This window comes from Modestobacter sp. NPDC049651 (genome assembly GCF_040659695.1).
Lineage (GTDB): Bacteria > Actinomycetota > Actinomycetes > Mycobacteriales > Geodermatophilaceae > Modestobacter.
This window is the reverse complement of the sequence record NZ_JBFAOG010000006.1, coordinates 240,775-254,485: the sequence shown is the minus strand read 5'-3', so window position 1 is coordinate 254,485 and position 13,711 is coordinate 240,775. Positions and strand designations below refer to the sequence as shown.

Here is a 13,711-nt window from a genome sequence, read left to right as displayed (position 1 = left end):
TGACCGGTCCATGGGCACCGCACGCGCACACCTGCTCCCCGGCGCACCCCGGGCCGGTCTGGCGGTGGTCGGCGGCCTGGCGGTGCTGGGCCTCGCCGCCGCCCCGGGCGGTGGACCGGGCTCGGTCACCGGGACAGCCACCGTCGTGCTCACCGGCGCCCTGACCCTCGCACTGGGCGGCGTCCTGCACTGGCGGGCCCTCCGGGTGCGCCAGGAGCGGGCCGTCTGGACCCGGCTCACCGTCACCGCGGCGCTGCTCGGCCTGGGGGCCCTGGGCACCGCGCTGTGCAGCGTCGTGCCGGGCTGGCAGGACGCGGGCGCGCTGCCGGCCTGCTGCGCGGTCGTGGTCACCTTCCCGGCGGTCTACGGCGGGCTGCTGCGCTGGAACCGCTACTCGACCAGCCTCGCCGACCCCAACGACACCCTCAACGGCTGCTCGGCGGTGGCCGTCGCGGTCGCGATCGGCAACCTGGTCGTCGACCACGTCGGCGGCCGGCTCGACGAGCTGCCCGACTGGCGCCTGCAGCCGCTGCTCGCAGCGGCCGCGGCGACGGTCGTCTACATCGGCACGACGTGGGTGATGGCGGTCATCGCCGAGCTGCGCCGCGACCCCCGCATCTGGCTGGTCACCGGCGCGCTGACCGCTGTCTGCGCAGCCTCCCTCATCGGCCTGGTCACCAGCGGCACCGCACTGGGCTGGCTGACCGGGCTCACCGCTCTCGCCGTCGCGCTGGTCAGCGCCGCGGCGGCGCTGCAGCCCCGGCCCTCCACCCCGCAGCCCGCCGACCCGGTCGACTCCACCGTCGGCGCCTTCGTCGTCATCACCGTCGCCACGCTCAGCCTCGCCGTCGACGCCCTGACCGGCCCGACCTGGGTGACGACGGCGTGCGCCGGGGCCGCCGCGATCGGGTCGAGCCTGCGGCTGCTGGTCAACGTGCGCGACCTCGCCCAGCTGGCGATCAGCCGCCGCGAGGCGCTGACCGACGACCTGACCGGGCTGGCCAACCGCCGCGCCGTGGTGCGCCAGATCGAGGACCTGTGCAGCGCCGGTGACGGCTTCGCGCTGGCCCTCATCGACCTGGACAAGTTCAAGGAGGTCAACGACGGCCTGGGGCACTCGGCAGGCGACGACCTGCTGCGGCTGGTCGCCCGGCGGCTGGAGTCACGCGTGCGCCAGGGCGAGCTGGTCGGCCGGCTCGGCGGCGACGAGTTCGCCGTCGTCGTCCCGATCACCGGCGGGCAGGACCAGGTCGCGGCCGCCACGGCCCTCGGGGCCCACCTGCAGAGCTGGGTGGGCGAGCCGTACGAGCTGGCCGGGCTCACCCTGCACGTCGGGGTCAGCGCGGGGATCGCCGTCCACGGCCACCCGGCCGGCGGCACCGGCAGCTGCTCGACCCAGCTGCTGCGGCACGCCGACACGGCCATGTACGAGGCGAAGCGCACCGGCGCGGGCGCGGTGCTGCACGACAGCAGCCGGCACGTCGACACCAGCGGCCGGCTGGCGCTCGTCGAGGAGCTCCGCACCGGCCTGGCCACCGGTCAGCTGGTGCTGCACCACCAGCCGCAGGTCGACGTGCGCACCGGGCGCACGGTCGGCGTCGAGGCGCTGGTCCGCTGGGAGCACCCCACCCGGGGCCTGCTGACCCCGGCGGACTTCCTGCCGCTCGCCGAGCTGCACGGGCTGATGGGACCCCTCACCGAGCGGGTGCTCCAGCAGGCCGTGGCCCAGCTCGCGCAGTGGCGCCGCGAGCGCGTCCCGCTGCGCATGTCGGTGAACCTGTCGGCCAGCAACCTGCTCGACACCGGGCTGCCCGGCCGGCTGGCCGATCTGCTGGCCCAGCACGGCGTGCCGGCGTCCGCGCTGGTGCTCGAGGTGACCGAGACGGTGCTGATGAGCGACCCCGAGCTGAGCATGACGGTGGTCAGCGCGCTGGCCGACCTGGGCAGCGCCGTGAGCATCGACGACTTCGGCACCGGCTACGCGTCGCTGACCTACCTGCGCGAGCTGCCGGTGGCCGAGCTGAAGCTGGACCGCTCGTTCACCGCCGACCTGCTCACCGACGCCCGCGCCGCCGCCATCGTGAGCAGCACGATCGAGCTGGCCCACCGGCTCGGTCTGCGCGTGGTCGCCGAGGGCGTGGAGCAGGTGTCGACCCTGGCCCAGCTGGAGGCGCTGGGCTGCGACGAGACGCAGGGCTACCTGCACGCCCGGCCGCTGCCCGCCGCCGAGCTGCGCACCTGGCTCGCCGCCGCCGAGCCGCTGCTGCCCCCGGTGCCCGTTCAGGCCTGAGCGGGCACGTCGGGGTCGAGCGCCGGGACGCGCTCCTCCCCCACCGTCGGCTCGTCCTTGGGCCGGCCGCGCCGGTGGTCCCAGACGTCGCGCGCGACCACCTGGATGATGCTGGCCGCCGGGATGGCCAGCAGCGCGCCGAGGATCCCGGCCAGCTCGACGGCCACCAGGATCGCGACGATCACCGTCAGCGGGTTGACCTTCACCGTGCGGGCGAAGACCAGCGGCTGCAGCAGGTGGTTCTCCAGCTGCTGGTACACGATGAAGAAGACCAGCACGACGATGCCCGCGGGCACCGAGTGCACGAAGCCGGCGACCACCGCGACGACGCCGCCGATGGTCGCGCCCACCAGCGGGATCAGGTCGACGAGGCCGACGAAGAGGGCCACCAGGCCGGCGAACGGCACGCCCATCACCAGCAGGACGACGTAGGTGAGCGCGCCGCAGACGACGCTGATCAGCAGGTTCCCGGAGATGTAGCCGGTGACCGACTTGGCGCAGTCGGCACCCACCCGGCGGATCCGCTCGCCGGTGGCCGGGGCGAACAGCCCGGTGAACCCGTCGACCGCCTTCGGGCCCTCGAGCACCATCAGGTAGGCGAGCACGAACACGGTGACCGCCCCGGTGACCCCGGTGGCCACCCCGGACAGCACCCCGGCGGCGGGGGTGGTCAGCCCGCTGGCGAACGAGCTGATCCGGCTCTGGTTGTCCTGCACCCACTGCAGCGCGTGGGTGCGCTCGAGCAGGTCGCCGATCGGCCCGCGGCCGTTGCGGGCGTCGTCGACGATGCCCGGCAGCTGACCGGCCACCTTGGTGGCCTCGTGCGTCAGCGGGACGGCGAACGCGGTGACGATCCCGCCCAGCACGACGAAGACCAGCAGGAAGACCACGAGCGTGGCCAGCGAGCGCCGCCGTCCGCGGAACACCCGCCGCTGGAACCACCCGACCAGCGGGTACAGGGCGACGGCGAAGAAGAGCGCCACCACGATCCAGGTCAGCACCTGCCGGGTCTCGACCACGATGTACAGCAGCAGGGCGGTGGCCAGCAGGAGGCCGATGGTGGCCAGGATGGTGCGGACCGGCACCGGCCGCTGGCCGAGGGGCTGGGGTGAGCTCACCGCCGCCCACTGCCCAGAACTGTTTACGGGGTAAACCACTTCGGTCGTGCACGACGTGCCGGGCGGGTCGGGTGTGACGGCGGGGGCACCCAGCGTCCGGACACGGCGGCGAGGTGCCCGCGCGGGGTGGACGGTCTGCCTACCGTCCGTCCATGCGCGAGAACCGCTCCTCCCGGATCCCGAGCCCCACCCCCGCCGGCTGCCCGACCGCCCGGCTCCAGCAGCTGCAGCTGGTCGCCGCCGCCCGGGTCAGCGCCTGCCGGCCCACCTCCCGGCAGCAGGTCGTCGACATCGTCAAGGTCACCGTCGACGACGAGGTCGACACCCGCACGTTCCAGGCGATCGTCGACGACGTCGCCCGCGACGCCCTGGGCTGAGCTCTGCCAGACTCGTCGGCGTGAGCGCTGACGGGGCCGAGCTCGACGTCCAGCCGCTGGGCGACTTCCTCGGGCAGCTGGCCGCCCGGCTGCCCGCCCCCGGCGCCGGCGCCACCGCCGCGATCGAGGCCGCCCTGGCCGCCTCGCTGGTGGCGATGGTCGGCCGGTTCACCACCGGCGAGCGGTACGCCGAGCACGCGGCCGTCGTCGCCGAGGTGGTGCGGCAGGCCGACGCCGAGCGCGAGACCTGCCTGGCCGCCGCGGCCGCCGACGAGGCGGCGTTCCCCGCCGTCACCGAGGCCTACCGGTTGCCGAAGGGCACGCCGGAGGAGCAGACCGCCCGGCGCGAGGCCGTGCGCGCGGCGCAGCTGGGGGCCGCCCGGCCGCCCAGCGCCGTCATCTCCGCGGCGGTCGAGCTGGTCGCGCTGGCCGAGCGGCTGCTGCCGATCGCCAACCCGAACGTGGTCAGCGACGTCGCCGCGGCGACCTCCGCGGCGCGGGCGGCGGCGACCACCGCCCGGCTCGCGGTCGAGGTCAACCTGCGGGGCATCACCGACGAGACCGCCCGTGCGGAGCTGACCGCGTCGGTGGCCCGGGTCGACGGGCTCGTGCACCGGGCCGACGCCGTCGAGGCCGCCGTCCGGGAGCGCCTGGCGAGCTGAGCCGCCCCGGAGGGCGACGGACGAGTCGGCCTGTACGCCGGGTTCTGTCCCCGGGGGCCTCGCGGCACCCCGATGGGCGGCCATCCATCTAGGCCTGCCGTTGCCGGCAGGCTCGAGCGGTCTACCCGCAGGCTCGGGCGGGCAGCCCTCGAACGCCTGCGCAGGACGCCGGATCGCTCCGCCGTCCCTCTCGACCTTGCTCCGGGTGGGGTTTACCGAGCCACACCGGTCACCCGGTGTGCGGTGGTCTCTTACACCGCCGTTTCACCCTTGCCGGCGGCGAACCGCCGGCGGTCTGTTCTCTGTGGCACTGTCCCGCGGGTCACCCCGGGTCGCTGTTGGCGACCACCCTGCCCTGTGGAGCCCGGACGTTCCTCGGCGGCGGGGTCTCCCCCGCCGACGCGACCGCCCAGCCGACTCGTCCGTCGTGCGGAGGAGCCTACCTGGCGCGTCGTTCGGCCAGCCGCAGCAGCAGCCGCTCGACCCGCACGATGCCGCTGACCGCACCCAGGTCGTCGACGCACACGATCGGGTCGAACCGGCAGGACTCCGGCCGCGCGGCCACCCGCTGGGCGACCTCGGTGACGGTGGCGGCGCCCGGCACCCGCAGGCTCACCGGCGCGCGCCGGTGGCCCGGTGCGTCGCCCTCGCGGCGGTGCGGCAGCAGCAGCGCGACCGGGTGCCGGTGCCGGTCGACCTCCACGGCCGTGCCGTCGGCCGGGACCGGCCCGCCGGGCACGACGACCGGCACCGGCTCGACCAGGCTGACCACGTTCTCCACCAGCTCGGCCCGGGCGTGCTGCCGGCGCAGCCGCGCGGCCACCTCGGGGTCCAGCTGCACCCACGGCGGCCCGGGCCGGCCCAGCAGCCAGCCCTGGGCCAGCGGCACGCCCAGCCGCAGGAACGCCTCCATCTCCGCCCACGTCTCCACGCCCTCGGCCAGCAGCCACGCGTCGATGCGGGCGCCGAACTGGCCGAGCAGCTCCGCGAGGGCGAGCTTGACCTCGTCCCGGTCGGCGCCGGCCACCAGCGCCCGGTCCAGCTTGATCATCTGGGGGCGGAACTCGGTGAGCTGCTGGAGGCCCGAGTAGCCGGAACCGGCGTCGTCCAGGGCGACCAGCGCACCCCGGTCCAGCAGCACGTCGCGCAGCTCCAGCAGCGGCCGCAGGTCGTTGACGCTGCGGTGCTCGGTCAGCTCGAGGACCAGCCGGGACAGGTCACCGGCCTGCAGCAGCAGGTCCGCGAGCGCCGGGTCGGTGAGCAGGTGCGGGCTGACGTTGACGGTGAGGAAGCAGTTGGGCGGCAGGTCGTCGCGCAGCGCCAGGCAGCGCTCCAGCACGAGCGCCTCCAGCCGGGGCCCCACGCCGTGCGCCTCGGCGGCGGCGAACCACACGTCGGGCGTCACCTCGCTCGGGCCACCGCCCGGCGCCTGGAAGCGGGCGAGGGTCTCGTAGCCGGCGATCACGCCCCGGGCGACGTCGACGATCGGCTGGAAGACCAGCCGCAGGTCGTCGGGCCGGGACAGCACCCGGTCCAGCTCGCGCGGCCAGTCGGGACCGGCCGGCAGGGACGACGGGTCGCCGGCGGGACCGTCCGCATGCAGGAGGCTCACCCGGATCGGATCGGCAGCCGACCACCCGCGGTTGAGCGGTGCCCGACCGGCTCCTCCCCAAGGGGCAGCCGGGTCAGCCCCAGAACAGCCGGAAGCCCACCCGGCGGTTCCCCTCCTCGTCGAGCGTCGCCTGGTCGATCTGCTGCCGCGCCTGCTCGGCGACCGGCACGTCCGACAGCGCCGCCAGGTAGCGGCGGTGCTCGCTGAGCGAGGCGACCGCGGGCTCCACGCCGTCGGTGACGTCGACCAGGTGCGTGGCGTCGTCCACCGCCTGGACCGCGATGTACTGCACGCCGCGCCACGGTTCCCCGGCCAGGTCGGGGAAGATCCACTCGTTGGCGGCGTCGGCGACCGCGTCGAGCACGCTGCGGGTCAGCGCCCGGTGGTCGGGTGAGTTGAGGGCCCCGATGCTCGCCCCGGGCGAGGTCCAGGTGTCGCCGCCGTGCAGGGTGACCACCAGCTCCGGCCGGTGCCGGCGGATCGCCCCGGCCAGGTCGCGGCGCAGGTCGGGGCCGGCGACCAGGACGCCGTCGCGGTGGTCGAGGAACTCGACCTCGCGCACCCCGACGGTCGCGGCCGAGCGCCGCTCCTCCTCCTCGCGCAGCGGCCCGGCCTCGGCCGGGGGCAGCCCGGCGATGCCGGCCTCGCCGCGGGTGGCCAGCAGGTAGTGCACCTCCCTGCCGGCGGCGGTCCACACCGCCACCGCGGCGGCCAGGCCGTACTCGATGTCGTCGGGGTGGGCGGCGACGACGAGGGCGCGCTGCCAGTCGTCGGGCATCGGGGCGGTGGGCACGACTGCGAGTGTGGCCCGCCGGTCAGCGCGCGGCGACGTCGAGCAGCACGGCGGTCAGCGCGGCGGGTGCGCTGACCATCGGGTCGTGGCCGGTGTCCAGGACGACGACCTCCCAGCCGGGCTCGGTGCGGGCCCGCACCCGGGACGGCTCGATCGAGGGCAGCGCCGGGGAGGAGCAGTCGACGTAGGTGCGCGGCCGGGCGGCCCACCGGTCGCCGTCGAAGTGCAGCGGGTCGTCGTACACGCCGCCGGGCTGCGAGGTCTGCCGCCGGTCGACCCAGGCGGCGTCCGCACCGCTGAGCCCGAACGCGGACGCCGGCGGCGGCGCCATCACCCCGGTCGCGGCGATCTGCGCCCGCCGCTCGGCCTGCGCCGCGGGCGGGTTGGTCTCCGCCCACGTCTGCCCGGGGTGCGGCACCACGCCGTCGACGTAGACCAGCCGGGCGACCTCGTCCAGCTGGTCGGCGGCGCCGGTGACCACCATGCCGGCGTAGCTGTGGCCGACGAGGACGACGTCGGTGAACTCCTGCGCGCGGACGGCGGTGACGACGTCCGCGACGTGGGTGGCCAGGGTGATGCCCGCGGCGGGCTGGTGCGCCCGCTCCCCCAGCCCGGACAGGGTCACCGGGTGCACCCGGTGACCTGCCGCGGTCAGGCCGGGCAGGACGCGCTGCCAGCACCAGGCGCCGTGCCAGGCGCCGTGCACCAGGACGAGATCAGCCACCCGACCATCCTGGCCGGGGACCGGCGGCGCGGCGCCACCGGTCCCCGGGTCGGCTCAGCGCGCGGGCGTGGCCGCGGGCTGCTGCTGCGGCGCGGGGCGGTGGCCGGCGTGCGGTGCCGCGGCGCGGACCAGGACGAGCACCAGCACCCCGCCGACGAGGCCGGCGGCACCGCAGACCAGGAACACCGCGCGCAGGCCGTCGGCGTAGGCGCCGGCGAGCACGTCGGCGAGGAACCCGCGGTCGCCCTGCGGCGCGGCACCGACGAGCCGCCCGGCCTGACCGGCGGACAGCGCCGACGCGGTGCCCGACGGGTCGGGCGCGCCGGCGTCGGTGAGCGAGGAGGTGGCGCGGGCGGCGAAGACGCTGCCCAGCACGGCGACGCCGAGCGCGAAGCCGAGCTGCCGGAAGGTGTTCACCGCGCCGGAGGCCATGCCGCTGCGCTCGCGGGGCACCGCGGCCAGCGCCGCCGACGCCAGGGTCGGGTTGGCCATGCCGACGCCGGCACCGAGCACCGCCAGGCCGGGCACCAGCACCCGCCAGGTCGAGTCGCCGCCGACCAGGCCCATCAGCAGCATGCCCGCACCGACCAGCAGCAGGCCGGCACCGAGCACGAACCGCGGCGGCTTGGTCTGCAGCACCCGGCCGGCGGCCGCCGCGACACCGAAGCTGAGCGCGGACAGCGGGATGAACACGCAGCCGGCCTGCAGCGGCGACAGGCCGCCGATCGACTGGAGCCACAGCGAGGTGTAGACGAGCTGCGCGAAGGCGGCCCCGTTGAGCACCAGCGCCGCGACCATGATCCCGGAGAAGTCCCGGGAGGCGAACAGCCGGACGTCGAGCATCGGCGCCGTCAGCTTCCGCTCGACGAGCACCCACACCAGCAGCACGACCAGCCCGGCAGCGATGGGCGCCCAGGCCTGCGTCTGCCCCCAGCCGGCGTCGGCGGCGCGCACCAGGCCGAAGACGACCGCGCCGGCACCCAGGGTGAACAGCGCGATGCCCGGGACGTCGGGCCGCGGGGCGTGCGGCTGCCGGGCCTCCTGCACCGCGGCGACGGTGATGACCACGGCGACGACGCAGACCGGCAGGTTGACGAAGAAGATCCACCGCCACGACAGCTCGGTCAGCGCCCCGCCGAGGATCGGCCCGACGGCGGCCGAGGCGCCGACGACCGCCCCCCAGACCCCGAACGCCGTGCCGCGGTCACGCCCCTCGTAGCTGGTGTTGATCAGGGCGATGGTGGTGGCGAACATGATCGCGCCACCGATCCCCTGCACCCCGCGGGCGGCGATCAGCGTGCCGGCGTCCGGTGCCAGCCCGGAGCCCAGCGACGCGACCGCGAAGAGCACCAGGCCGACGAGGTAGAGCTTGCGCCGGCCGAACAGGTCGGCGAGCGACCCGGCGCCGAGCACGAGGGCGGCGAGGGCCAGGGCGTAGACGTCGACGACCCACTGCAGCTGGCCGAAGGAGGTCCCCAGGTCGCTGGCCATGTCGGGCAGCGCGACGTTCACGATGGTGACGTCGACGAGGAGCATGAACGTGCCGGTGCAGATCGCGACCAGCGGCAACCACTTGCGCATGGCGACCACTGTGCGGTCGCGACGGGCCTCGCTCCAGCCGGACCGATAAGAGTGGGGGAATCCTCCATCGCGGCGATTTACGGTGCAGGATGCCCACTGTGATCGACAGCACCGACCGGCAGATCATCCACGCCGTCCAGGTCGACGGGCGCGCCCCGTTCAGCCGGGTGGCCGCCGTCCTCGGGGTGTCCGAGCAGACCGTGGCCCGGCGCTGGCGCCGGCTGCGCGCCGACGGCCTGGTGCGGGTGCTCGGGCTGACCACCCCCGACGGGCTGGAGCCGCACTGGCACGTCCGGGTGCGGGTGCAGCCGGCCGCCTCGGGCGCGGTCGCGGACGCGCTGGCCCGCCGGCCCGACGTCTCCTGGGTCAACATCACCTCCGGCGGCTCGGAGATCGTCTTCGCCAGCCGGCCGAGCACCGACACCCAGCGCGACGCGCTCCTGCTGGACCGGCTGCCGCGCACCGTCCAGGTCATCGACCTCAACGCCTTCTCGGTGCTGCACGACTACGTGGGCGGCGACTACGAGTGGTCGGACCTGGCCGACCGGCTCACCCCGGACCAGGTCGCCGCGCTGACGCCGGACCGGGCGGGCAACCGGGCGGCGCGGGTGGAGCCGGAGGGCCAGCCGCTGCTGGCCGCGCTCGCCGTCGACGGGCGGCTGTCGTGGGCCGAGCTCGCCACGGTCACCGGCTGGTCGGAGAGCCGGGTGGCCCGCCGGGTGGAGGCGCTGCGCGCCGGCGGGGCGATCTACTTCGACCTCGAGGTGGCCAACGCGCTGCTCGGCCACCCGGTCAACGCCCTGCTCTGGCTGCAGGTCGCCCCCGGTGACCTGGCCCGGGTCGGCGACGCGCTGGCCCGAGCCCCGGAGACCGCCTACACCGGGGTGCTCACCGGCCCGGCCAACCTGCTGGTGGCCGTGATCGCCCGGGACAACGCCCACCTGTACCGGTTCATCACCGAGCAGGTGGGATCGCTGCCGGTCCGGTCGCTGGAGACCTCGCCGGTGCTCCGCCGGGTCAAGCAGGCCGGCAGCCGGATGGACGGCGCCCGCCTCACCGAGCCCGACGGGCTGCCGACCCGCGGCCGCTGAACCTCAGCTCTCGCGGGCCACCCGCAGCGCCGACTGCAGCATCGGCAGCTGCAGCGGGACCCGGGCCACCGCCAGGGCCAGCTTGCCGCGGTGCCGGCGGGTGGCCCGCACCGTCTGCGCGTGCGCGGGCAGCACGCCGAGCAGCAGTGCCACCGCCGCCCAGCCCCCGGCCCGCCGGGTGCCCGGCACCGCCAGCAGCCCGGCGGTGACCAGCTCGACGACCCCGCTGCCCAGCACCCACGGCCGCGCCGGGCCCAGCTCCGGCGGGATCATCCAGTCGTAGACCTGCGGGCGCACCAGGTGCAGCACGCCGGTGCCGGTCATCGCCGCCGCCATGGTCAGTGCACGTGTCCCCGCCCGCATGGGTGCCGACAGTAGGCTCGCGCCTCGTGTCCGCCGCCGACCTCCTCATCGCCGCCGGGGTCGCGCTGCTCGCCGGCGGCATCAACTCCATCGCCGGCGGCGGGTCGCTGGTCCTCTTCCCCACCCTGGTGGGCCTGGGGCTGGGCACCGTGCCGGCCAACGTGACCAACTCGGTCGCCCAGTGGCCCGGCTACGTCGGCGGGGTGCTCGGCTTCCGCAACGAGTACGCCGGGCAGCGCGGCAGGCTGGTCAGGTTCGGCGCCACGGCGGTGCTCGGCGGCGCGACCGGGTCGGTGCTGCTGCTGACCACCCCGTCGGAGGCGTTCGACACCGTCGTCCCGGTGCTGGTGTTCTGCGCCAGCGTGCTGCTGGCCTTCCAGCCGCTGATCACCCGGCGGCTGCGCCGACGCGAGGACGACGGTGCGGCCCGCGACCCGGTCTGGCTGTACGCGGCGCTGTTCCTGGCCACCGTCTACGGCGGCTACTTCGGCGGCGCGCTCGGCGTCATCCTGGTCGGCGTGCTGGGCCTGGGGCTGGGCCGGCTGAAGCTCGCCAACGCGGTGAAGAGCGCGCTGTCCCTGGTGACCGCCACGGTCACGGTCGTCGTCTTCGGCATCTGGGCCGACGTCTCCTGGGGGTACGTCGCCGTCTGCGCGCCGGCCAGCCTGGTCGGCGGCTTCCTCGGGGCGAAGGTGGCCACCCGCATCCCCAGCACGCCGCTGCGGGTGCTGATCGTCGTCTTCGGCGTCGCCGTGTCGGTCTACCTCTTCCTCCGCGGCTGACCGGGGTGCCCGGGACGCTCGCCCTCGCCCTGGCCGCGGTGCTGCTGGCGGCGACCCTCCTCGCCGCGGCGGTCGACGGCCACCGGGTGCCGCCGGCGCTGGTCGCCGCCCCCGGCGCGGTGCTGCTCACCGCGCTCGGCGCCGTGAGCTGGGACGACGCCGCGCGGACGCTGCGCGAGGTCGGCCCGACCGTCGGCTTCCTGGTCGTGGTGCTCCTGCTCGCGGAGCTCGCCGAGCGGGAGGGGCTGTTCAGCTGGGCGGCGGCGGTGACCGCGCGGCAGGCCGGCCGGTCGGCCGCCGGGCTGCTCGGCCGGGTGTTCCTGCTGGCCGCGGTGGTCACCGCGGTGCTGAGCCTGGACGCCACGGTCGTGCTGCTCACCCCGGTGGTGCTGGCCACCGCCCGGCGGATGCGGGTGCCCGTGGCCCCGCACGGTTACGCGGTCGGGCACCTGGCCAACTCCGCATCGCTGCTGCTGCCGGTGTCGAACCTGACCAACCTGCTCGCCGTCGCCGCCACCGGGCTGTCGTTCTGGCGGTTCGCCGGGCTGATGCTGCTCCCCCAGCTGGTGGTGGTCGCGCTGGAGTACGCGGTGCTGCGCCGGCTGTTCGCCGCGGACCTGCGCCGCCCGGTGGACGCGCCGGTGGCCGCCGTCCCGCCGGTGCCGCGGCTGGCGCTGGCCGTGGTGGTCGCCACCGTCGTCGCGTTCGGCGCCGCGTCGCTGGCCGACGTCCCGCCGCTGGTGCCGGCGGCCGCGGGGGCCGCGGTGCTCGCCGTCCGGCAGCTGGCCACCCGGCGCACCCGGGTGCGCGAGCTGGTGGCCGGGGCCAACCTGCCGTTCGGGCTGTTCGTGCTCGGGCTCGCGGTGCTGGTGCTCGTGCTGCAGCAGCACGGGCTGGAGGCGCTGCTGCGCGACCTGCTGCCCGACGGCGGGAGCCTGGTCGCGCTGCTGGCCGTCGCCGGGCTCTCCGCGCTGCTGGCCAACCTGGTCAACAACCTGCCGGCCACCCTCGCGCTGGTGCCCGCGGCCGCGGCCGGCGGCGTGCCGACCGTGCTCGCGGTGCTGCTCGGGGTCAACCTCGGCCCGAACCTGACCTACGCCGGGTCGCTGGCCAACCTGCTGTGGCGGCGGGTGCTGGGCGAGCACGCGCCGACCGGCGTCCGGTTCAGCCTGGTCGGGCTGGCCACCGTGCCGCTCACCCTCGCCGCCGCGACCGCCGCGCTCTGGCTCTCGCTCACGGTGATCTGACGGCCGGACACCACCAGCGGGGTCCTTCTACTCGCCGCCGCGGCCGGGCTCGCCGATGGCGATCATCGCCTCGACCGCGCGACGGGCGCGCGCGGCCACGTCCGCCGGCACGTCGACGACGCCCTCGCCGGTGCGCAGCGTGTGCAGCAGCTTGGCCGGCGTGATCATCTTCATGTAACGGCAGGCGGCGCGGTCGTTCATCGGGATGAACTGGGTGCCGCTGTTGAGCGCCCGCAGCTGGTGCAGGATGCCGAGCTCGGTGGCCACCAGCACCTGCGGCGCGGTCGTGCGGGCCGCGGCCTCGACCATGCCGCCGGTCGACAGCACCCGGGTGCGCTCGGCCGGCAGGTCGCCGTGGCTGACCAGGTCCAGCACCGAGGTGGTGCAGCCGCACTCGGGGTGCACCAGGACGTCGGCGTCCGGGTGGGCGGCGACCTGCGCGCGGACGTCGGACGGGCTGATCCCGGCGTGCACGTGGCACTCCCCCGCCCAGATCCGGATGTTGTCCCGCCCGGTGACCCGCTTGACGTGCGCGCCGAGGAACTGGTCGGGGCAGAACAGGATCTCCCGGTCGGCCGGGATCGAGCGGACGACGTCCGCGGCGTTCGACGAGGTCACGCAGACGTCGGTCTCGGCCTTCACCGCGGCCGTCGTGTTCACGTAGCTGACCACCACGGCACCGGGGTGCTGCGCCTTCCACTCGCGCAGCTGCTCGGCGGTGATCGAGTCGGCCAGCGAGCAGCCGGCGGCGTGGTCGGGCAGCAGGACGGTCTTGTCCGGCGAGAGGATCTTCGCCGTCTCGGCCATGAAGTGGACGCCGCAGAACACGATCTCCCGGGCGTCGGTCTCCGCGGCGACCCGGGACAGGTACAGCGAGTCGCCGGTGTGGTGGGCGACGTCCTGGATCTCGGGCACCTGGTAGTTGTGCGCCAGGACGACGGCGCCGCGTTCGTCGGCGAGCCGGCGGACCTCGGCGGCCCAGCTCTCGTACTCGGCGGGGCTGAGCGTCCGCTCGTCGCCGGCGAGGGCGGGCGTGGCAGGGGCGAGGGTCACGGCAGGGCTCCAGAGGTG

13 protein-coding genes and 1 other RNA gene are annotated in these 13,711 nt (G+C 75.6%); 6 read left to right on the top strand and 8 right to left on the bottom strand.

Going from position 1 to position 13,711, the window contains the following annotated elements:
* Positions 1-10: 10 nt before the first annotated feature.
* A complete protein-coding gene (locus AB0J00_RS11685) occupies positions 11-2,290 on the top strand; it encodes an EAL domain-containing protein (protein WP_357744244.1) in 2,280 nt (759 codons plus the stop codon).
* On the opposite strand, the gene AB0J00_RS11680 is transcribed toward AB0J00_RS11685, so the two are convergent.
* Complete coding sequence (locus AB0J00_RS11680; protein WP_357744242.1) at positions 2,281-3,408, bottom strand: AI-2E family transporter; 1,128 nt, start codon at positions 3,406-3,408, stop codon at positions 2,281-2,283. The two genes, AB0J00_RS11685 and AB0J00_RS11680, sit on opposite strands and share 10 nt — an antisense overlap.
* A gap of 152 nt (positions 3,409-3,560) precedes the next feature.
* Between AB0J00_RS11680 and AB0J00_RS11675 the strand changes: the two genes are divergently transcribed.
* Both AB0J00_RS11675 and AB0J00_RS11670 read left to right on the top strand, forming a co-directional pair.
* Complete coding sequence (locus AB0J00_RS11675) at positions 3,561-3,785, top strand: hypothetical protein (RefSeq protein WP_357744240.1); 225 nt, start codon at positions 3,561-3,563, stop codon at positions 3,783-3,785.
* 20 nt (positions 3,786-3,805) lie between these two features.
* A complete protein-coding gene (locus tag AB0J00_RS11670) occupies positions 3,806-4,447 on the top strand; it encodes a cyclodeaminase/cyclohydrolase family protein (protein WP_357744238.1) in 642 nt (213 codons plus the stop codon).
* 17 nt (positions 4,448-4,464) lie between these two features.
* On the opposite strand, the gene rnpB is transcribed toward AB0J00_RS11670, so the two are convergent.
* The 5 genes from rnpB to AB0J00_RS11645 all read right to left on the bottom strand — a co-directional run bounded on the left by rnpB (position 4,465) and on the right by AB0J00_RS11645 (position 9,157).
* Positions 4,465-4,868: RNase P RNA component class A (gene rnpB / locus AB0J00_RS11665), an RNA gene on the bottom strand.
* Between the two features lie 18 nt (positions 4,869-4,886).
* Positions 4,887-6,059: an EAL domain-containing protein gene (locus AB0J00_RS11660; protein ID WP_357744236.1), complete on the bottom strand. Its 1,173-nt coding sequence runs from the start codon at positions 6,057-6,059 to the stop codon at positions 4,887-4,889.
* 73 nt (positions 6,060-6,132) lie between these two features.
* Positions 6,133-6,852: a PIG-L deacetylase family protein gene (locus AB0J00_RS11655; RefSeq protein WP_357744234.1), complete on the bottom strand. Its 720-nt coding sequence runs from the start codon at positions 6,850-6,852 to the stop codon at positions 6,133-6,135.
* A gap of 22 nt (positions 6,853-6,874) precedes the next feature.
* Positions 6,875-7,576 (bottom strand): alpha/beta hydrolase, encoded by a 702-nt coding sequence (locus AB0J00_RS11650; RefSeq protein ID WP_357744232.1) that lies wholly within the window; start codon positions 7,574-7,576, stop codon positions 6,875-6,877.
* 54 nt (positions 7,577-7,630) lie between these two features.
* Positions 7,631-9,157, bottom strand: a complete 1,527-nt coding sequence (locus AB0J00_RS11645; protein WP_357744230.1) for an MFS transporter — start codon at positions 9,155-9,157, stop codon at positions 7,631-7,633.
* A 98-nt stretch (positions 9,158-9,255) separates the two neighbouring features.
* Here AB0J00_RS11645 and AB0J00_RS11640 point away from each other — a divergent pair, with 98 nt between their 5' ends.
* On the top strand, positions 9,256-10,248 hold the full coding sequence (locus tag AB0J00_RS11640; protein WP_357744228.1) for an AsnC family transcriptional regulator: 993 nt from the start codon (positions 9,256-9,258) through the stop codon (positions 10,246-10,248).
* Between the two features lie 3 nt (positions 10,249-10,251).
* Here AB0J00_RS11640 and AB0J00_RS11635 read toward each other — a convergent pair whose 3' ends face one another.
* A complete protein-coding gene (locus tag AB0J00_RS11635) occupies positions 10,252-10,572 on the bottom strand; it encodes a hypothetical protein (protein WP_357744226.1) in 321 nt (106 codons plus the stop codon).
* A 65-nt stretch (positions 10,573-10,637) separates the two neighbouring features.
* Here AB0J00_RS11635 and AB0J00_RS11630 point away from each other — a divergent pair, with 65 nt between their 5' ends.
* Positions 10,638-11,393, top strand: coding sequence for a sulfite exporter TauE/SafE family protein (locus tag AB0J00_RS11630; RefSeq protein ID WP_357744224.1), 756 nt, complete (start codon positions 10,638-10,640; stop codon positions 11,391-11,393).
* A 5-nt stretch (positions 11,394-11,398) separates the two neighbouring features.
* Positions 11,399-12,640 (top strand): SLC13 family permease, encoded by a 1,242-nt coding sequence (locus tag AB0J00_RS11625; RefSeq protein WP_357744222.1) that lies wholly within the window; start codon positions 11,399-11,401, stop codon positions 12,638-12,640.
* A 27-nt stretch (positions 12,641-12,667) separates the two neighbouring features.
* Here the strand turns inward: AB0J00_RS11625 and nadA are convergent, their stop codons facing one another.
* Positions 12,668-13,693 carry a quinolinate synthase NadA gene (gene nadA / locus AB0J00_RS11620; RefSeq protein ID WP_357744220.1) on the bottom strand — a complete coding sequence of 342 codons (1,026 nt, stop codon included), beginning with the start codon at positions 13,691-13,693 and terminating at the stop codon, positions 12,668-12,670.
* Between the last annotated feature and the right edge of the window lie 18 nt (positions 13,694-13,711).

Bases quoted from the DNA above. Each gene is read 5' to 3' on its own strand.
- AB0J00_RS11685 (WP_357744244.1), top strand. From the start codon at position 11: ATGGGCACCGCACGCGCACACCTGCTCCCCGGCGCACCCCGGGCCGGT.
- AB0J00_RS11675 (WP_357744240.1), top strand. From the start codon at position 3,561: ATGCGCGAGAACCGCTCCTCCCGGATCCCGAGCCCCACCCCCGCCGGC.
- AB0J00_RS11645 (WP_357744230.1), bottom strand. From the start codon at position 9,157: ATGCGCAAGTGGTTGCCGCTGGTCGCGATCTGCACCGGCACGTTCATG.
- AB0J00_RS11635 (WP_357744226.1), bottom strand. From the start codon at position 10,572: ATGACCGGCACCGGCGTGCTGCACCTGGTGCGCCCGCAGGTCTACGAC.